At 69.8% G+C, this 18,425-nt stretch carries 15 protein-coding genes and 2 pseudogenes; 7 read left to right on the top strand and 10 right to left on the bottom strand.

What is annotated here, in order from left to right; translation table 11 throughout:
* Positions 1-11 precede the first annotated feature (11 nt).
* From ABD346_RS31715 to ABD346_RS31725, 3 genes and pseudogenes are all read right to left on the bottom strand, one after another.
* Positions 12-1,106, bottom strand: a complete 1,095-nt coding sequence (locus ABD346_RS31715) for a carboxylate-amine ligase (RefSeq protein ID WP_344379546.1) — start codon at positions 1,104-1,106, stop codon at positions 12-14.
* Between the two features lie 199 nt (positions 1,107-1,305).
* The gene (locus ABD346_RS31720) at positions 1,306-1,479 is read right to left on the bottom strand and encodes a CsbD family protein (protein ID WP_189959556.1); all 174 of its coding nucleotides are present in this window, start codon (positions 1,477-1,479) and stop codon (positions 1,306-1,308) included.
* A 149-nt stretch (positions 1,480-1,628) separates the two neighbouring features.
* Positions 1,629-2,513: pseudogene (locus ABD346_RS31725) on the bottom strand (catalase); the annotation flags it as partial.
* 251 nt (positions 2,514-2,764) lie between these two features.
* On the opposite strand from ABD346_RS31725, the gene ABD346_RS31730 reads away from it, so the two are divergent.
* A protein-coding gene (locus ABD346_RS31730; RefSeq protein WP_425583041.1) for an IS3 family transposase occupies positions 2,765-3,936 on the top strand; the annotation gives its coding sequence in 2 pieces (ribosomal slippage) (positions 2,765-3,029 and positions 3,029-3,936; 1,173 coding nt in all).
* Between the two features lie 32 nt (positions 3,937-3,968).
* Here the strand turns inward: ABD346_RS31730 and ABD346_RS31735 are convergent.
* Positions 3,969-4,610, bottom strand: a pseudogene (locus ABD346_RS31735) (catalase); the annotation flags it as partial.
* Positions 4,611-4,863: 253 nt separating this feature from the next.
* Between ABD346_RS31735 and ABD346_RS31740 the strand changes: the two are divergent.
* From ABD346_RS31740 to ABD346_RS31750, 3 genes are all read left to right on the top strand, one after another.
* Entirely contained in the window at positions 4,864-5,142 is a 279-nt protein-coding gene (locus ABD346_RS31740) for an isoamylase early set domain-containing protein (protein ID WP_344379550.1), read from the top strand.
* 364 nt (positions 5,143-5,506) lie between these two features.
* A complete protein-coding gene (locus ABD346_RS31745; protein WP_344379552.1) occupies positions 5,507-5,998 on the top strand; it encodes a DUF2975 domain-containing protein in 492 nt (163 codons plus the stop codon).
* Complete coding sequence (locus tag ABD346_RS31750; protein ID WP_344379553.1) at positions 5,998-6,219, top strand: helix-turn-helix domain-containing protein; 222 nt, start codon at positions 5,998-6,000, stop codon at positions 6,217-6,219. Before ABD346_RS31745 ends, ABD346_RS31750 begins: the two co-directional genes overlap by 1 nt.
* Positions 6,220-6,353: 134 nt before the next feature.
* Here ABD346_RS31750 and ABD346_RS31755 read toward each other — a convergent pair whose 3' ends face one another.
* Positions 6,354-7,115 carry a MerR family transcriptional regulator gene (locus ABD346_RS31755; protein WP_344379554.1) on the bottom strand — a complete coding sequence of 254 codons (762 nt, stop codon included), beginning with the start codon at positions 7,113-7,115 and terminating at the stop codon, positions 6,354-6,356.
* Positions 7,116-7,314: 199 nt separating this feature from the next.
* Positions 7,315-8,202, bottom strand: coding sequence for an isopenicillin N synthase family dioxygenase (locus tag ABD346_RS31760; protein ID WP_381229006.1), 888 nt, complete (start codon positions 8,200-8,202; stop codon positions 7,315-7,317).
* 676 nt (positions 8,203-8,878) lie between these two features.
* Between ABD346_RS31760 and ABD346_RS31765 the strand changes: the two genes are divergently transcribed.
* On the top strand, positions 8,879-10,255 hold the full coding sequence (locus ABD346_RS31765) for a L,D-transpeptidase (RefSeq protein ID WP_344379555.1): 1,377 nt from the start codon (positions 8,879-8,881) through the stop codon (positions 10,253-10,255).
* A 14-nt stretch (positions 10,256-10,269) separates the two neighbouring features.
* Here the strand turns inward: ABD346_RS31765 and ABD346_RS31770 are convergent, their stop codons facing one another.
* Positions 10,270-11,010: a class I SAM-dependent methyltransferase gene (locus ABD346_RS31770; RefSeq protein WP_344379557.1), complete on the bottom strand. Its 741-nt coding sequence runs from the start codon at positions 11,008-11,010 to the stop codon at positions 10,270-10,272.
* A gap of 702 nt (positions 11,011-11,712) precedes the next feature.
* On the opposite strand from ABD346_RS31770, the gene ABD346_RS31775 reads away from it, so the two are divergent.
* The gene (locus ABD346_RS31775; RefSeq protein ID WP_344379559.1) at positions 11,713-12,135 is read left to right on the top strand and encodes a DUF3592 domain-containing protein; all 423 of its coding nucleotides are present in this window, start codon (positions 11,713-11,715) and stop codon (positions 12,133-12,135) included.
* A 16-nt stretch (positions 12,136-12,151) separates the two neighbouring features.
* Here the strand turns inward: ABD346_RS31775 and ABD346_RS31780 are convergent, their stop codons facing one another.
* Genes ABD346_RS31780 through ABD346_RS31790 form a run of 3 tightly spaced genes read right to left on the bottom strand, consistent with a single transcriptional unit; the run spans position 12,152 to position 16,727 of the window.
* The gene (locus ABD346_RS31780) at positions 12,152-13,468 is read right to left on the bottom strand and encodes an MFS transporter (RefSeq protein ID WP_381228985.1); all 1,317 of its coding nucleotides are present in this window, start codon (positions 13,466-13,468) and stop codon (positions 12,152-12,154) included.
* The gene (locus ABD346_RS31785) at positions 13,465-15,474 is read right to left on the bottom strand and encodes a PEP/pyruvate-binding domain-containing protein (RefSeq protein ID WP_344379562.1); all 2,010 of its coding nucleotides are present in this window, start codon (positions 15,472-15,474) and stop codon (positions 13,465-13,467) included. The genes ABD346_RS31780 and ABD346_RS31785 overlap by 4 nt, the downstream gene beginning before the upstream one ends.
* Positions 15,471-16,727: an ATP-grasp domain-containing protein gene (locus ABD346_RS31790; RefSeq protein WP_425583042.1), complete on the bottom strand. Its 1,257-nt coding sequence runs from the start codon at positions 16,725-16,727 to the stop codon at positions 15,471-15,473. The genes ABD346_RS31785 and ABD346_RS31790 overlap by 4 nt, the downstream gene beginning before the upstream one ends.
* A gap of 396 nt (positions 16,728-17,123) precedes the next feature.
* Between ABD346_RS31790 and ABD346_RS31795 the strand changes: the two genes are divergently transcribed.
* Positions 17,124-18,419 carry a PAS domain S-box protein gene (locus tag ABD346_RS31795; RefSeq protein WP_344379565.1) on the top strand — a complete coding sequence of 432 codons (1,296 nt, stop codon included), beginning with the start codon at positions 17,124-17,126 and terminating at the stop codon, positions 18,417-18,419.
* The last annotated feature ends 6 nt before the right edge of the window (positions 18,420-18,425 follow it).

Below are 18,425 nucleotides of genomic sequence, written 5' to 3' on the forward strand. Positions count from 1 at the left end.
TCGCATGCCGCTCAGGTGGAGGCGGTTTCGTCGATGATGAAGTCGATCAGGGCGGGGAGTCCCCCCTCGGCCAGGGCGTGACGCTGGCGGTCGGCACCGGTGCCCTCGCGCAGCAGGCGGTGAAGAAGGGGATCGACGTGGCGGCCGTCGCCGTGTTCCGCGAGGGCCGGGGCGATGTGCCGGGCCAGCTGGACCAGGACGTCGCCGGCGGGGCGGGGGCGGCCGGCGAGGTCGAGGAGGGTCGTGCCGAGGCCGTGTCTCGCGGCGTGCCACATCGCGGCCTGGAGCAGTTCGGGAGGGCAGACCGGCTCGGGGACGGCGTCCTTGTGCTCGCTGATGGCGGTGGCGGCCAGGGCACGCACGATTCCTGCGAGCATCACGGCGTCGTCCACCCGTAGCTGGACGTCCATGCAGCGCACTTCCAGGGTGGGGTAGCGCTCGGAGAGGCGCGCCTGCCAATAGAGCTGTCCCGCGTCGGTGATGACCGCAGACGCGATCAGTGCGTCGGTGCGTCGTTCGTAGTCCTCGATGTCGGCGAAGTGCGGTGGCAGCCCGCTGACCGGCCAACGGCTGAAGGCGGGGGTGCGCCAGCTCGCGAAGGCGGTGTCGCTGCCTTCCCAGAACGGCGAGTTCGCCGACATGGCCAGAAGGGTGGGCAGCCAGATCCTCAGACGGTTCAGAACCGCCACGCCCACTTCCCGGTCCGGAATCCCGACATGCACATGCATCCCGTTGATCAGCATGCCGTCGATGAGATGGCCGCCCTGCCTGCGGAGTTCCAGATACCGCCGCTTGTCCGTGACGGGCACGGTGCCCGCACCCGACACCGGAGCGGCGGCCGTCGCGGCGAGACGGCACCCCGCCCGCTCCGCGGCCGTGCCCAGAGCATGGCGCAGTCGCAGCAGATGACCGGCCACCTCCGCCAGACTGCCGCACACCGGCGTGGCGACCTCGACCTGCGCCTGCAGCAGCTCCAGCTGTACCTCGTCGTCCTCGGCCAGCGCCTCCAGGCCCGCGGCGCGGCGCACCTCCTCCGACAGAGGCACAGGATGCCCGGTGCCCGGATCGAGCAGCAGGTACTCCTCTTCGACCCCGATGGTGATCATGGCTTGTAACTACCCGCCCTGCGGCCGACCGTACCGGCAACCACCCACGACCCCGGCGATCGCACCCAGCCCGAACCACGGACCCTGCCAACGAGGATCGAAAGGGACTCGGAGGGACCCAGAAGGGCTCAGAAGCCGTGGGACGACGGGGCGCAGCCACAGGCTCGGGCCGCGCCCCACGAGACGTCCCGGCAGCGGGTCAGTGCTTGAAGACGTCCTTGGCCTTCTCCTTGGCCTGGCGCGCGTCTCCCTTGGCCTGCTCGGCACGGCCCTTCGCTTCCATGCTCTCGTTGCCCACAGCGCGTCCCACCGCCTCCTTGGCCTTGCCCTTGACCTGCTCAGACTTCGCCTTGGCCTTCTTGTTGCCGGACATTCGATCACTCCCTTGGTTCGTCGGACACCTACGACTGTCGTACGGGTACGCACGCCCGTCAGGCCCAAACCTGGCCCAGGGCAGTGCCACCCCGCTCGCCTTCCCGGCGGGGGGCCACGGCGGGACACCATGAGGCCCTGTTCCCGCGGTCAGGCCTTTTCCTGCATGTCCCGCCGCGCAGGGTTGCTCTGCTCCGCGGCCTTGGGGTCCTTCTCGTCCGCCTTGGCGCGAACTCCCCGTTCGATGCGCTCACCGATCGACTTGTCGATGTTGGACCAGTACTCGAAGGCTCGTCGCAGGACCGGCTCGGTGACCCCGTTGAGGAGGTGACCCACCACGTTGTCCACCAGCCGGTCCCGGGCCGCGTCGTCCATGACCTCCCGCACCAGGGTGCCTGGCTGGCCCCAGTCGTCGTCCTCGGCATGAGAGACGTAGGCCGACCGTGTGATCTCCCCGTCGGTGTGCCAGCTGGGCGGATTCCCGTACCGGCCGGTGTCGGCCGCGGGGCCGCCCTTCGAGTTCGGTGCGTAGACCGGGTCGGCGGTCTTGCGGTACGCCATCGCCCCGTCCTTGGAGTACGTGTTCACCGGAACGACCGGAGCGTTGACGGGCAGTTGCTGATAGTTGCCGCCGATCCGGTGCCGGTGTGCGTCCGCGTACGAGAACAGCCGGGCCAGCAGCATTCGGTCCGGGCTGGGGCCGACCCCGGGAACGAGGTTGTTCGGCTGGAAGGCCGCCTGCTCGATCTCCGCATGATGGTCGGTGGGATTGCGGTCAAGGGTCATCCGGCCCACCTCGATCAGCGGGTAGTCGCTGTGGGGCCACACCTTCGTCAGGTCGAACGGGTTGAACCGGTATTCCGCCGCGTCCTCGTACGGCATGACCTGCACATGCAGGGTCCAGCTCGGGTACGCGCCGTCGCGGATGTGCTCGAAGAGATCACGCGTGTGGTAGTCGGTGTCGGCCGATGCCATCTGGTCGGCCTCGTCCTGAGTGAAGTACTCGATGCCCTGATCGGTCTTGAAGTGGTACTTGGGCCCTCCACCTTGATCGTGGACACCTCGACACTGGATCTTGAGTCCAGGAGAGGAGTCCCNGCGCCAGCCTCCGCGGACCAGGACGAGCCAGACCTTCGGGGAGCCGTAGGTGCCGCCCGAGTCCTCGAAGATCCCCGTGATCGCGTCGGCCAGCTGCCCGCGCCGCACCTCGCGGGCAGTGGTGGGGCCCTCCACCTTGATCGTGGACACCTCGACACTGGATCTTGAGTCCAGGAGAGGAGTCCCAGGTGGGGACCTACAAATACCCGGCGGAGTTCCGGGCTGACGCCGTCGAGTTGGTGCGTTCGGCGGACCGTCCGGTCTCGCAGATCGCAGCCGAGCTGGGTGTGAACCACGAGACGCTGCGGCAGTGGGTGAAGACCGCGGACAAGCACGCGCGTCCTGAGGCCGTGACCGAGTCGGCGAAGGATGCTGAAATCGCCGCCTTGCGCAAGCGGGTCCGCGAGCTGGAGATGGAACGCGACATCCTGCGCCGGGCGGCCAAATATTTTGCGGGCGAGACCAGCTGGTGAGCCGTTTCCAGTTCGTCGCCGACCACCGTGACGCCTTCGGCGTGAAGCGGCTGTGCACCGTGCTGAACCTCTCGAGGTCCGGGTTCTATCGCTGGTTGAAGACCGCGCCGGCCAGGGCTGCGAGGAAGGCCGCCGATGCGGTACTGACCGGGCGGATACGCACGATCCACACCGCGTCCGGGAAGACGTACGGGTCCAGGCGGGTCACCGCCGAGCTCCGCGGGAACGGACTGCTCGTCAACCGCAAACGCGTCGAGCGGCTGATGCGCCAACACACCATCGTGGGCCGGAGGTTGAGGAGACGGCACCGCACGACGATCCCTGATCCGGACCGCCAGGCGGTGCCGGACCTGCTGCAGCGCAACTTCACCGCCGCCAGCCCGGACACCGCATGGATCGGCGACATCACTTACCTGCCGATCAGCGGTGGGCGGTTCCTCTATCTGGCCACGGTCATCGACGTCTACTCGCGGCGCCTGCTGGGCTGGTCGATCGCTGATCACATGCGTACCGAGCTCGTCACCGACGCTCTGGTCGCGGCTGTCCGCACTCGCGGCGGCCGGGTCGACGGCGTGATCTTTCACAGCGATCACGGAGCCCAGTACGGTTCGAAGGCGTTCGCCGACGCCTGCCGCACGGCCGGGATCCGCCGATCAATGGGAGCCGTGGGTTCGAGCGCGGACAACGCGGCAGCCGAGTCGTTCTTCGCCTCGCTCAAACGGGAGATCCTGCCCGGCCGCCGCGGCTGGCCCACTGAACGGGCCGCCCGCCTCGCGGTGTTCCACTGGCTCGGCTTCTACAACCACCAGCGCAGGCACTCCGCGGTCGGCTACCTCGCACCCGCCGTCTTCGAACAGAGATCAACTACCCTGGCCATCGCTGCATGACAACCTGTGTCCACGATCAGGGTGGAAGCCCCCTTCACCCAGAAGCGCTCGCCTTGGGCGTTGATCCACATGTAGGTGTGGGAGGTGTATCCATTCATGTGGCGCCAGGTGCGGGGGATGCCACGGTCACCCATGAGCCACGTGACCTGGTGGGCCGACTCCGGCGAGAGGGTCCAGAAATCCCACTGCATGTCGTGGTCGCGCAGATTGTTGTCCGCCCGGCGCTTCTGGGACCGGATGAAGTGCTGGAACTTCATCGGATCCTTGACGAAGAACACGGGGGTGTTGTTACCCACCATGTCGTAGTTGCCCTCGCTGGTGTAGAACTTCACCGCGAATCCGCGCGGGTCCCGCCAGGTGTCCGGGCTGCCGCGTTCCCCCGCGACCGTGGAGAACCGGGTGACCAGTTCGGTCCTGGCACCGGGCTGGAACACAGCGGCTTTGGTGTAGGCACTGACATCGCCGGTCACTTCGAAATGCCCGAAGGCACCACTCCCCTTGGCGTGCGGCTGCCGCTCGGGGATCCGCTCCCGGTTGAACTGCGCCATTTGCTCGATCAGGTAGGAGTCCTGCAGTAGGACTGGCCCGCCGGGGCCGACGGTGAGCGAGTGTTCGTCACTCTCCACCGGAGCACCGGAATCGCTGGTGGTCGGCTCGCGTGAAGTGTCGGTCATCGGTGTCTCCTCCGTCGGACGGTGTCAGGCGAAACACTGGTCAGGCCACGGCTGCGACAAGCCGTCGCGGCATTACGCGTGTAGCCCGCTGTGGGTGCTGCCAAACCCGGCGATTCGCCGCATGTGCACCGGCTGGGCCGGGCGGTTGACGCCGGGCCCCTTACGGCGGTGTCGGCGAGCGGCCGGCTCGCCGGACGCCGACGATGGACCCCTGTCCCCCATCCTCGTCGCCGCCACCCTCAGGAGCCCGCTGGTGCTGAACCGCACACCGCGCAAGAACCGCACCGAAGTCACATTCATCCTCCCGGCCGACACACCACCCGGCCCGGTCAGCGTGGTGGGCGACTTCAACAACTGGCAGCCCGGCATTCACACCCTGACGCCTCGCGAGGACGGCAGCCGCGCCGTCACCATCGAGCTGCCCAGCAAGAGCAGCCACTCATTCAGATACCTGGCCGCCGGCGACTACTGGTTCAACGACGACGACAACACCGCCGACCAGGACGGCCCCAACAGCCGCCTGCACACCTGACCGCGACGGCCACTCAACCCACCGGTCACAGTAAGCAGCGAACGCTCCCCCACCCCGGCGGACTATGCGCCGCGGCTGGTGACGAAGTCCCGGACCCGGTCGACCGGCCCGACACACCATGAACACGAGTTCCCTCCGCGCATCCGCCACAGCGCAGCGCCAGGAGGTTACGGCGGATGGCGCGAGCCGGAAGGGTCGCCCGCCGAAGAGGGCTCGCCCTGCTTCGGCGACTTCCATCAGGTCTGGTACCACCACCGGTCGCCGAGCACCGCCGACTGATCTGCTCTCCCTTCCTCCTTCCAGCCCTTGCCACACCTATCGATATTCGATAGATTCCCATCGCAAGTCGATGGAGGGATGGGTCATGGGAAAGCTGGCAGTGCGTGCGTTGCGCGCCGTGCTCGCGGTGGTGCTCGCCGGCACCGTGTTCGTACAGGCAGGGATGGTGTGGGCATTGGTGAGCGGGAGCGACCCGGAGGACGGGTCGGTCCCGCTGACCGCGCTGCGCGTGATCACGATCCTGGGCATGATGTCGGCCCAGGTCGCCCTGGTCTGCGTATGGCGGCTGGTGGCGATGGTGCGACGCGGCACCGTGTTCTCCCACGCCGCTTTCCGGTACGTGGACATCCTGATCGGCGCGATCGTGGCGGCGTCCCTCGTGTGGTTCGCGGTCACGATCGTCAACGCACCGGGCCAGCGGGACGACCCGGGCGTCAGCGTCATCATGGCCGGGATCGGGGTGGCCATTCTGGGGGTCGCGCTCATGGTGCTCGTGCTGCGGATGCTGCTCGCCCAGGCCGTGGCGCGCGATGTCGAAGCCGCTCGGATGCAGGCCGAGTTGGACGAGGTGATCTGATGCCGATCACCGTCGACATCGACGTGATGCTGGCCAGGCGGAAGATGTCCGTGGGTGAACTCGCGGACCGCGTAGGGATCACTCCAGCCAACCTGGCGGTACTCAAGAACGGCCGCGCCAAGGCGGTGCGCTTCGCCACGCTCGCCGCGCTCTGCGAGGTGCTCAAGTGCCAGCCGGGCGACCTGCTGCGCTGGGAGCCCGAAGACGCCGCGAGCGGATGACGCGCCCCGGGGCGGACGCGTAGCTCCCGGCGCCACCAGCCCGGGACACCTCATGTGGACCGCTCCGAGTCCGACAGCAGCTGCTTCGGCGGGCCGCCGCCGCGAGGTCGGCTCGCAAAGCCGGCCGGACCGGTTCAGCCAAGGCGGGTGGTGGCGTACGCGCCGATGGCGTCGCGATGGTACGCGGCCAGGCCCGGTGCGATCGACTCGTAGGCGGCGCGCCAGTGTTCGTTCTCCACACAGGAACGCCCGATCGCCCGGTATTCCTCGGCGGTGGCGGGCCGGATCCGGGCCAGCGTGCGGTACTGGGTGTCGATCTCCGCCTGTACCTCATCGGAGTCGGCGGGCAGACCGGCGGCCAGGAGCTCGGCCAGCCGGATCATCTGTGCGGTGCGCTCGCGCTCGTCGGCCTCGATCTCGGCCTCGCTCAGCGCCGAGTTGTGTCGTTCGATGGCCCCGACCAGTTCCGGGAAGTCACGCAGGCCCTTCATGTAGCGGGCGGGCCGGATGCCCTCGAAGAGGTTCTCCGGCCGGTTGATGCCGGTCACGGGTGTGCCGTCCTTCCTGGACCGTTCCAGTTCGGTGATCGTGCGGGCGACGGTGGCGGCCAGGGTGTCCAGCCGGTCGCGCTCGGCCAGCAGTTGGCGGTGGTGGCCGCGCAGGGCCTCCAGTTCGTCGACCTGTTCGGCCAGGACCCGGCCGATTTCCACCAGCCCCACGCCCAGGGCCCGCAGCACGAGGATCTGCTGGAGCTGCAGCAACTGCCGCTCCTCGTAGTGGCGGCGGCCGTTGGCGCCGATCCGGGCGGGTGGCAGCAGGCCGATCTCGTCGTAAGGCCGCAGCGTCCGGGCCGTCACACCCGATATCCGGGCGACCTCCGCGATCGGCCAGGCCATCGCCGCCTCCCCCACGAGCACTTCACCGGGCCGGTTTCTCCGGCCCTGCTCAGAACGGTAGAAGCTGCCGCAGCGGCAGCTTCAAGCCCCTCACCGAGAATTCCCGGCCACGTTCCGGCCCGCCAGGGACGGCCGCAACCCGGCGGACTTGAAGGATCACCGCTCGTAGGGCGGCCGGCCGAGCCCGGGGACGGCTGTGTCAGTCGGCCGTGATCGCGTCCAGCTGGGCCCGCAGGTAAGTGTGGGAATCGATGCCCCGGACGTCCGTGCCGGGGTCGCACTCGTAGAAGTACACCAGCGAGAGCAGTTCTTCCGCGGGGGCGTCGGCGGGTGGTGGCAGCACCCGGTGGCGGCCCGACTTCCAGCGGCCGTCGGTCCAACGGGCCATCAGGTCACCGATGTTGACGGTCAGCGCGGCGGGGTCGTACGGAGCGTCCTGCCAGCCGTGCCGGTCGGAGAAGACCTGAAGCCCGCCCTTGCCGTGCTGCCGGTCCAGGACCGTCACCGTCCCGAAGTCGGTGTGGGGTCCGATCCGGAACTGGCCGGGCTGCGGGGCGCCGACGGTGTCCGTCCCGGGATACCAGTTGATGTTGAACCCCCAGGTGGGGTGGCCGGTGTGCCGGGTGAAGAAGTCTTCGGGGCGGCCGAGGGCCACGGCCAGGAGCTCCAGGAGGCGGTCGGAGAGCGCCTTCATCCCGGCGAGGTAGTCGGCGAGGAGCGGTTCGAGGTCCGGGACCTCGAAGGGCCAGGTGTTGGGCGCGAACCACTCCGCGTCGACGGCCGCGTCCCCGGTGGGCTGCTCGGCGGCGAAGGACAGCGACTCCTTCAGGTCCGGCGGAGTCTCGGTGCCCTCGGCATAGCCGTTGGCCTCGGCCCCCGGGCCCAGCCACCCCCGCCCGCCCACCTTCACGGCGTACGGCTGCTTGGCCGAGGCGGGGAGGCGGAAGAAGGCGCGTGCGGTCTCGCGGATGGCAGCGGGCAGCGAGGGGTCGATGCCATGACCCGTGACCAGGAGGAAGCCGGCGTTCTGGAGAGCGCGGTCGATCCGGGCCGGGTCGGGGGCAGTCAGATCGATGGTGGGGATCAGGTCCACGTGTGAGATCTCCCCCACCCGGCCACATCCCAAAACCCGGCCCGCCGCCCCCGCGCCAGCACTCGGCCCGGCCGACCGGCGCCCCGACCCCGGGCCGCCTCAACAAGGCGCCCGACTGCGACACGCCCCGTCCGGCCCAACTCCCAAAAGGAGAACGGAGGTTGTTGTCCTTGTCCGGGGTCTTGCGAAACACGCGGCGCAGCGCGACGCGGAACCGGCCGGCCCCGCCCCCCGGCAGCAACCGCCGGGTCCGCGCCCAAACACCCACGCAGGGCACCGATCACAGACATGACACGATTTCGGTCACTTGAATGCCTTATGTTTCCCAGGCACCCGAGCCCCGTGACATGCTGCGTGAGCGGCCGTCCGTGGGGGAGGCCGCACTTTGGTCGGCGCCCGGTCCTCAACCGTGCCCCGGTGGACCGGACGCCGACACCAGCCTTCGCGCCCTGCCGGGCCTGGACACACACGGCCTTCCGCCGCCCGCCGGCCAGGACCGACCACCCCCTGCTCAGGACCGTTGGTTCAACCGGGCGGTCCGCTGCACCCGTTCGGACCCATCGGCAACGACGCGGTCATATGGTCCTCACGCGGTCTGCTCTGATGACGCCATCCCGCTGTCGACGCTTGGGAGGGCTGCTCGGTGAGACCCCGGGTCAGGAACTGGAGCATGGCGCTCGTCGCGGCAGGTGCCATGACCATGGCAGCCGCGGCGCCCATGCTCACTCCATCGCTCCATACCCGCTCAACAGTGCCCCTCCTCGCGGACACGGCACTGGAGGCCGTGGCGGGGAAGGAGCCTGTGGGCAGCCAGTGCACCAAGACCTGTTCCGTCGGCGCGTGCGAGGCCGCGGGTTCCGGGGGCGACGACCGGCCGCATACGGCTGATGACGACGGGCATCAACTGCCGATCCAGCGTGTGGACTTGGACCCGGAGTCCGTGACGCCGTTGGCTGACCCCGCCGGCTCGCTGACGATCCGTCTGAGGGCGGACGGCCGGCTCACGGATGTGAGCGTCACCGATGCGCAGGGGAGACACCTGGCGGGCCGGATCAGCGACGACGGCGCCTGCTGGCACAGTACGACACCGCTGCGCGCCGGCACCCGCTACCTCCTCCGAGCCATGGCCGAGGACGAGGACGGCCTGCCCGGACAGGCCAGTTGGGCCCTGGAGACCGCGCCGCCGCCACCGGGCAACAGGCTCACCGCCGCCTTCGGTCCCACGCCCGGCGTCTACGGAGTGGGCCAGCCCGTCGTCGCCGAACTGTCCCAGCCCGTCCCGGCAGCCGACCGCCAGGCACGCAGGCTGGTCGAACGGTCCCTGCAGGTCACCTCCGAGCCCGCCGTGCAGGGCACCTGGTACTGGGTGGACGACAGCACGCTCCACTACCGGCCGCAGACGTACTGGCCCGCCCACGCCACCATCCAGGTACGCAGCGGCCTCGACCGGGTCCACGTCACCGACAGGCTGTACGGCGGACCCTCACAGCCGCTCACCCTCACCACCGGTGACCGGATCGAAGCCATCACCGATGTCGCGGAGCACGAGATGACCGTCAAACGCAACGGCCACACGATCAGAACGATCGCGGTGACCACCGGCAAGGAGGGTTTCCGCACCCGCGAGGGCATCAAGGTGGTCCTGGGCAAGGAACGCACCGTACGCATGCGGGGCGACTCGGTCGGTATCGCCCGCGGCACCAGCGAGTTCTACGACCTCCCCGTCTCCTACGCCACCCGCCTCACCTGGAGCGGCGAGTATGTCCACGCCGCCCCCTGGTCCCTCGAATCCCAGGGTGCCGAGAACGTCAGCCACGGCTGCACCGGCATGTCCAACGACGACGCCGCCTGGTTCTACGACACCATCAGCCCCGGCGACATCGTCGACGTCATCCACGGCTACGGCACTCCCATGACCGTCTTCGACAACGGCTACGGCGACTGGAACCTCACCTGGAAGCAGTGGCTCACCGGCAGTTCCCTGGCCGCCGTCCCCCGCTATCCGGCCATCACCACCGCCGCCGCACGCCTGCGCCCCACACCCTGATCCCGCCACCCGCACTACGCCTGGGCGTTGCGGCGGAACAGCGCTGTCCACAGGAAGGGTTCGCCGAAGCGGGCGGACTCGGCCGGTTCGTCGTGCATGCGCCGGATCTCCACCTCGGCGAGGCGGGAGAAGATCCTGCGCAGGTCCTGCGAGGTGTAGGCGAGTCCGCCGTGGAGGCGGGCGTCGCGGTAGAAGGCCGTGTCGGGAAGCGTGGAGGCTCCGCTCTCGCCGGGAGCGAAGCAGGTGAGGGCGAAATGGCCGCCGGGGGCGAGCAGTCGGTCGAGGAGGTCGAGGTAGCTGATGCGGCGATGGGGTGGCAGGTGGTGGAAGCAGCCCGAGTCGTAGACGAGGTCGTAGGGTCCGTTCAGCTCGGCCGCAGTGAGGCTGAAGGCGTCCGCACAGCGGAATCGGATGTCGGCTCCGGCCTGCAGAGCGCGCTCTTGAGCCCAGGCGATGGCCGTCGGGGACAGGTCGACGGCGTCCACCTGGAAACCGTGTGAGGCAAGGTGGAGGGCGTTGCGCCCGGGACCGCAGCCGAGGTCGAGCGCCCGTCCCGGAGTGATGAGCTCGTGGTCGAGGTAGGAAGCCAGGTTCTCGTCCGGTTTCGCCGCGAAGAACGGCACGGGCTTGGAGCGGTCGGTATAGAAGTCGTCCCACCAGGTGGCCGCACCGCTCGTCCAGCGATCGGCCCCGGGCGCGAACAGGCCGTCCAGAAGCTTCAGCACGTCCTCGACCGTGTAGATGTTCCGGTCCATACAGTCCCCTTCCGTCAGGGGAGACGCTACGGCTCGACATCAGGAAATCCCAGGTCAAGGCGGAGTGCACGACAGCGCAGACAGGCTGTGGAAAGCCTGAGGCAACCGTGGGCGAGCCATCACCTGCGCCCGTGCACACGGGACCGTCCCTGCCCCCGTCGATGGCCACCGCGCGGGCATTCCGGCCGGCGCTCAAGCGCAATTCGGGGGGTTCTCAGCCGTGCGGCTTCACTGCTGTCGCCGATCGCAGCTTCCGTGCCCGAGGGTCGGAGCAGTTGAGCCCGCGGAAGCGCTCAACGTGTTGTCACGGATGCGCCGCGAAGACGTGGCCGACGGCGCCGCCGCTAACACGACCTTGGGGATCTCGTTCATCGGCTTGGCGAACGGCCCGGAGTCGCGGGGCCAGTGGGCGGCCATCGCCGTATAGGTGGTGGCTCCGGGAAGGACGACCTGAGCTGCTCAAGGCGACGGTGTTCCATCGCCCTGACGGCGGTCCGCACAACGAGCTGCGCCATATACGGGCGCGCCGATGAGACCAAGCCGACTCGGTGAAACCTGCGCGCCGCGGTGGCGGAACCGCCACCTGCATGCCGGCGCCGGCTTCGTGCGTACTCCGTAACAGGCAACGAGTACCAAGCACCTGCCGATTGTCACTCTCTCCTCACCTGCAACCGGCAGCCCTGTACACACGTCAAGCACCACGTGGAACGTGAATGGCTCTTCTCCCTCATCCCCCTGACCATCGGCATGCTCTCCCTCGGCTTCGGTGTGTACGGCCTCCGCCAGGCCGCCGTGCTCCGCCGCAGAGGTGTCACTGCCGAGGCTCGGATCGTCCGCCACGACGTCGAGCGGGACGACGGCATCACCCATCACCACCCTGTGGCGGCCTGGACCGCGCGGGACGGGCGCACGTACGAGTGCTCCTCCAGGTTCGGCCGCGGAACCGTCGGAAGCGGCTTCCGGGTGGGAGCACATGTCGTGGTCCGGTACGACCCGGACAACCCCCACCGGTTCGCGATCGAGGGCTGGGACATGAAGGGTCTCGACCAGCTGTTCACCGTGCTGGGATCGATACTCACTGTCGGCACGGTGACGGTGTTGCTCGTCCGGCTGCTCACCCTCTGACCCGGGGCACCGTCGTTCAGCTGCTCCATGCCTCCGCCGCAGGGGCCTCGACCGCAGCTCGATCGCGTTTCACCACCCCGCTGCGCAGCAGGAGTTGAACGGCCCCCAGCAGCACCGCGGTCGCGAGCGCGCTGTGCCACAGCAGGGCGTCCAGACGACCGGCGGAGACGTAGGCGCCCACGGCGATCGCGGCCAGGGCGCACACCGCGCGGTCCACGATGCTCTCCACCGACAGGAGCGTGGCACGCGGGGCGTTCGCGGGCACGGCGTCGTTCACCAGCTTGCGCTGCACCGGGTACACGAAGCCGGTCGCCGCGGCGAACAGGCAGAGCAGGGCGACCACGGCCCACGGGCCGCCCAGTGTCATCGCCGCCAGCGTGCCCGCAAGGGCGAGGCTGAGGATCGACACCCAGGCGACCGGTGTCACGCGACGGCTCAGCCACTGGGGGCGGGCCGATCCCACCGCCTCCGCCACCGTCATCGCGGCAAGCACTCCGCCGTGGGAGGCCTCCTTGATCCCGTGGTCCAGCAGGATCGGCTGGAAGAGGTTGACCTGGCAGATGCGGGACAGTGTGAAGACCGCAACGCCCTGCACCATCACCAGGCCCAGCCATCGCGACGAGGCGACGCAGCGCAACGCGGCACCCGCGTCCCGCAGGAACGCCCGGCCTCTGCGCCCTCCGTCCTTCCGAGCGGCGGCCGACGCCCCCGTCCCTCCATCCGTTCCGGCGAGCCGGGGCAGCCCGACCGCGCAGGCGAGGGAACCCGCGGCACTGGCGGCGCTGAGCACGTACGGGGCCGTGTGGGCAATCGACATCAACGGCCCGACCAGCGGCCAGCACACGACCTTCGCCGCAAGCCCCCAGGCCCGCGCGGTGCCCTCCGCCTTCAGATAGTGCTCCTCGCAGTTCTCGGCCCGCAGCCCGTCGTACAGGTAGGCACTCGCCGCCCCCGAGGTGAGCGAGCGGCCCATGGCGATGGCGAGGAAGTGGAGGAGGAAGCCGGTGTACGAGGCGCTCACGACGGGAGCCAGGTTGGCCGCTGTCATCACCACCGCGCCGGCCCGCAGGCAGTTGCGGGCGCCGATCCGGTCGGCGATCAGGCCGGTCGGGATCTCGAACAGGCAGAAGGCCACGTAGTAGATGCTCTGGATGCCGAAGATCTGGCCGTCGGAGAGTCCGGCCTGCTTCTGGTAGGCGTAGAACACCGGCATCCACCACAGCAGGTTGAACAGCAGCTGGAAGCCGTAGTTGAGGCGGATGATCCGATGGGCGGTGCGCGTCAAACCGGTGGGCGTCAAACCGGTGCCCGCACCCGTCGTGCCCGGGCTCACAGCGCGTACGGGCGGATCTGGACCAGCCGGAAGTCGCCCCGTTCGGTCATGAGCCACTCGATGTCCAGCGGCCTGTCCACGTCGGCCTCGCTGAAGTGGGACTGCAGGAGCCGCCCCGTCAGGGACAGGTCGGCGAGCCGGGCGCGGGTGGTGGCGGGCAGATCGTCGCCCCAGGAGCCGAGGGCCACGGTGCGGCCGCCGCCCTCCACCGTGTTGTACAGGTACTGCTGCGGCAGCACCGAGCCCTCCACGACCCGCTCCGGGGAGCCGGGGGAACAGTTGAGGTAGACGTTGCGGAAGTCCGCGCGCCGGGTCGGGTCGCAGGTCACGAGGACGCCGCCGAGGGAGGCGGGCACGTACTCCTGGATGATCACGCCCATGTACGTGTCGTCGAGGGAGATCCCCACCTGGTGGCGCAGCCGCACACTGCGGGGTGACACCAGGGACGCCCACACCTGGCGTACCGCGTCCAGGAGTTCGCCGGTGCCGTGGACGGTGGTCACGGAGTCGTAGACGCCGGCCGCGGAAAACCCGGGCAGGTCCTCTGCGTTGGACGAGGAGCGCACCACCAGGCGGACGTGCTCGCCGGGCGGGGCGGCGAAGGCCTGGCCGATCTGGCGGATGACGGACTCGGGTACCGGCGTGTGCCGGATCAGCTGTTGGAGTTGCAGACAGATCGGATCCAGGGCGTCGATGGCGTCGAGTTCGAGTGCCATTTTGAGCTTGCCGATGCCCTGCTGGATGGCGGGCGAGGAGGCGAGGAAGTGCTGCTGGAGCGCGAAGGGGAGCGCCACGCCGTCCGGGGCGCCGACCGTCGCCGATACGAACTCGGCCGCCCTGGACCGGAGTTGGGGCATCGAGGGCGCGTCGAGGCCGAGCCGGGCGGCGAGGTGTCCGTAGAGGTCGTCGCGCGGCGGGCGGGGCCGTCCGTAGAAGGCGGTCAGGTCGGCGGTGCGGCTGTCGAGTACGTGGTGCAGCTCGCCGAGATTGGCTGCCTTGGTGCCGTAGCGGTCGCGGTCGGCGCCGCGCAGCCGGTGCAGGGACAGGACGGGGGCGTCTTCGAGCAGGGGCGGTTCGAGGCGGATGCGCTGCTGGTGCCAGGCCGGCGCCCGCAGGGCCGGTTCCCGGTCGAGGCGCTCCAGGGAGATCTCGTCCTCGCGCACCTGGTAGCGGACCCACGCGCCGTTCAGGTCGTCCTTCTCGACGAGCTGTTCCAGGTCGCGCACGATGGCGTTGGGTATCCCCCAGCCGGAGGCCAGGACGTTGGTGTGGGAAAGCGGGGTGATCGGCGCGGTGTTGAGGAATCCGGCCGTCCGGGGAACGTCGTCCGGCAGGCACGGCATGGCCACGATGTCCGCCCAGCCGAGCTCGCCCGCCGCGGCCGCGTACTCCTCGTCCGTCCGGAAGAACCGCAGCCGTCCGACGGCCTCGCCGGGGTTCAGCGGCGTGCGGACCCGGGATCCGAAGAGTTCGTGGCTCAGGATGCGCGGCAGGCGCTGTTCACCGATCGTCGCCAGCTCCTCCTCCTGCCCGTGGTTGGCCGGCTTGAGCAGCACCGGGAGCCGGCCGTCGACCCGTTGCCGTACGAACGCGTAGAAGAATTGGAGGAGTTCGCCGTTCATGGTGTCGGCCTCGGTCGTCTCCAGGACGAGGAAGGTGCGCTCGCGGCCCTCGGCGTCCTCGTCGGTGTGCAGGGACAGCACGCCGAGGAGGAAGCGCCGTGCCGGGTCCGCATAGACGGAGGCGTTGAACGCGTCCAGGGTCGCGTCCAGTTCGGCCAGTTCCATGCCGAGCACGCGGGTGGCGATGTAGTTGACGTGGAAGGGGTGCGCCGCCGTGTCAAGGAGGTGCCAGGTGTTCGCGGCACGGTCGACGACGACCTTGAGGTAGGGGTGGCCGGCCAGCACTCCGGAGAGGGTGCGGAAGAGCGGCAGGGAGAGGTTCTCGCCGACGACGGTGCGGTCCGTGGCCGGCTCGCAGGCGCCGGTGAACAGCGGGGCGGTCACGCGGAGACCTCCTCGGGCCGCGCGGCGGGCAGGACGTGCGGCAGGGCGTCCACCAGCGTCTCGAAGTCCCGCAGCACCGTGCGCGCGTCGGTGGCGGAGAGCAGGCACAGGGCTGCCATGGTGTTGGCGCCCGCGGCCGGGTCGTAGACCGGTACGACGCTTCCGTCGGCGAGCGAACTCTCCGCGACCACCGACAGGTCGCTGCCCGCGCTGAGGGGCACCTCCTTGGCGACGACCGGGAAGTCCCACACCTTGCGGTCGCGCCAGGCATCGCCCCGGCCGTCGACCGCGAGGACGACGAGCGAGCCCGCCGCGCCGCGCGCCTGCGCCGGGGTGAGGGCCTGTTCGGGCCAGTGGACCGGACGTCCGACGAGGTGGTCGACGAGCATGCCGACGAGGTCGAGCCCGAAGACGTCCTCGATCTGCGGCACGGTCATCGCACCGCCGAACCGGGCGGCCGTCTCGATCAGCCACATGCTGCCGTCCGCGCCGAGCTTGATCTCGGTGTGCGTTCCGCAGTCCCGCAGGCCGAGGGCGTCGACCGCCTCCCGCGCGAGCGCCACTACGCGGTCCTGGGAGTCCTGGGACAGCAGGGCGGGGGTGATGCCGGCGCGTTCCGTGAACGGCTCGACGGTGGGCATCCGGCCGCTGAGGCAGACCGGGTGGAAGGTGCCGTCCGCCACCACGCCCTCGACGCTGACGTAGTCGCCCCAGCCGGGCTCGTCGAACCAGTCCGGTGCGGTGCCGGTCACGATCTGCTCCACCACGAAGTGGCCCTGCGCCTCGGCGACGTGGAGTTCGGCATACCCCAACTGGGCCGATTCGGCCATGACTTCATGGGAGCGGTGCCAGGCGGCGGACAGTTCGCGCGGGGTGCGGATGATCTGGTGCGCGGTGGAGCCGGCACTCCAGGCCGCCTTGAGGAGCAGCGGGAAGGGCAGTGCTTCGGCCGCCTTGTGCAGGTCCGCCTCGGTGTCGACGGCACGGAACTCGGGCTGCGGCAGCCGGTGTTCCTGCCAGGTGCGGCGCATCAGCCGCTTGTCGCGCGCGAGCGCCGCGGCGCCGCCGGCCCCTGCGAGCCCGAGCGCCTCGCAGGCCTCGGCGACGGCCACGACCGCGTACTCGGAGAAGGTGAGCACCGCGTCCGCGCCTATGTCCTCGGCCCGCGAGACGATCAGCGAAACCAGGTCGGAGCGCTCCGCGTCGGCGGGTGTCACGACCGAGGCGCACAGTCTCCGGGCGGCGCGTGCCACGACGGGAGGAAGGGCACTGAGCGCCAGCAGGTGCACGTCCGCCCTCGCGGCCGTCCGGGAGAGGACGTGACCGAGCGGCGGACCACCCTTGGCATGCACTAACAGCACCTTGCTCACTGAAGTTCGTCTCCATTCGTGTATATCGGGGCGTAATCACCCGCACACTCAAGGGGACCACGGCAACCGGCACCCACATCGCCCCGGGGGACGCCTGCCGTTCAGGCAAATGCCTGACTCACAGGCCGTGTTGCGCACCGAAGGGTGCCGGAGGGCTCACAGAACGGCTTCCACTTCGGCCGAGAACCGAGCATGCACGGGATCGGGGCGGGATACCCATGCGATGTGACAGTGCGTCAGCCGGTTGCGTACGGACCGTATACGAACGGAGAGACCGCTGTGGATGACTCCAGCCTCAAGGCGCTGCTCGAACACCTTCCGGTGCTGTGGTGGGAGGTCGACGAGCCGTGGCAGGTGCGTGAGAGGGGAGGCGGCGCCTTCGCCGACACCGAAACGGCGCAGCGCTTCCTCGACCGGATGCGCCAGGAGCTCGCGAGTCCGGGGCGCCCGCCCCAAGGCGGCCGCTGGCAGGCCCGGTTCGACGGCCGCACCTTCGATGTGAGCTGGCCCCTGGACGAGCGCGGCGCCGGCCAGCGTACGCACGGCCTCGCCGTGGAGGTCGACTCCCGCCCCGAAATCCCGCGGCAGCACGCGGCCTTCGCGGGCCTGGTCAACCTCTCCCCGGCGGCCGCCTTCATCAGGGACAGCGACGGCCGCTACCTGTGGGCCAACCACGCGTACGCGCACCTCTACGGCACCGTTCCGGAGGAGCTCGTCGGCAAGTTCATCGAGGAATACGACGCTCCCACCGAGGCCGCCCAGTTCCGCGCCCTCGACCAGGAGATCCTCACCCGGGGGACGCCGGTGCGGCACACCCTCGACTACCGGCGGCCGGACGGCAGCGCGGGCCAGGCGGTGGGCCACCGGTTCCCCGTGCGGGAGAACGCGCGGACCTGCGTCGCCGGAATCTATGTGGACATCACCGATCATCTCCGCGCCATGGTCCAGCGGCAAGAGGCCGAGGACGACTTACGAGCGCTGCGCGACCACAGCGGCCTGCCCTGCGCACTCCTGTCGGCCAACGGTCGTGTGGTCACCGCGAGTTGGGCCGCCGCCGAGCTGTTCGACCTCAGCCCGCCCGACCTGGTCGGCCGCCGCGCGCACACCCTGCTCTCCCCGGAAACCGGCCTCGACGGGCTGCACCGCCGGTGGAACGGTCTGATAGCGCGCCACACCCGACGGGTGGAGACGTCCGCGGTGTTCGTGGACGCCCGGGGGCGGCAGCGCCGCGCACAGCTCCACCTGACCGCGGTCGGCCATTGCGCCGGCCGCGCCCGCCACGTCTGGGCCGTCGTCACCCACCAGAGCCTCGCCCACGACCCCCATCCGTCACTCACCCCCGCCCAGATCCGCATCCTCTCCCTGTTGGCGGCGGGCAGCAGCAACGGCGACATCGCCACGTCGCTCAGGCTGTCCCGGCAGACGGTCGACTACCACCTCAGCCGCCTGCGGGAACTCCTGGACGCCGAGACCCGCCCCGCCCTCGTCGCCCGCGCCTACGTTCTCGGCATCCTCGCCCCGCGCGCCTGGCCGCCGCGCTCCGCCACGGCGCCCCATCCGTTCAGTACCGTCTGACGGGCG

The organism is Streptomyces mauvecolor (assembly GCF_039532965.1).
In the GTDB taxonomy this organism is placed as follows: domain Bacteria; phylum Actinomycetota; class Actinomycetes; order Streptomycetales; family Streptomycetaceae; genus Streptomyces; species Streptomyces violascens.

Bases quoted from the DNA above. Each gene is read 5' to 3' on its own strand.
- ABD346_RS31720 (WP_189959556.1), bottom strand. From the start codon at position 1,479: ATGTCCGGCAACAAGAAGGCCAAGGCGAAGTCTGAGCAGGTCAAGGGC.
- ABD346_RS31755 (WP_344379554.1), bottom strand. From the start codon at position 7,115: ATGGCCTGGCCGATCGCGGAGGTCGCCCGGATATCGGGTGTGACGGCC.
- ABD346_RS31765 (WP_344379555.1), top strand. From the start codon at position 8,879: ATGGCGCTCGTCGCGGCAGGTGCCATGACCATGGCAGCCGCGGCGCCC.
- ABD346_RS31715 (WP_344379546.1), bottom strand. From the start codon at position 1,106: ATGATCACCATCGGGGTCGAAGAGGAGTACCTGCTGCTCGATCCGGGC.
- ABD346_RS31750 (WP_344379553.1), top strand. From the start codon at position 5,998: ATGCCGATCACCGTCGACATCGACGTGATGCTGGCCAGGCGGAAGATG.
- ABD346_RS31745 (WP_344379552.1), top strand. From the start codon at position 5,507: ATGGGAAAGCTGGCAGTGCGTGCGTTGCGCGCCGTGCTCGCGGTGGTG.
- ABD346_RS31770 (WP_344379557.1), bottom strand. From the start codon at position 11,010: ATGGACCGGAACATCTACACGGTCGAGGACGTGCTGAAGCTTCTGGAC.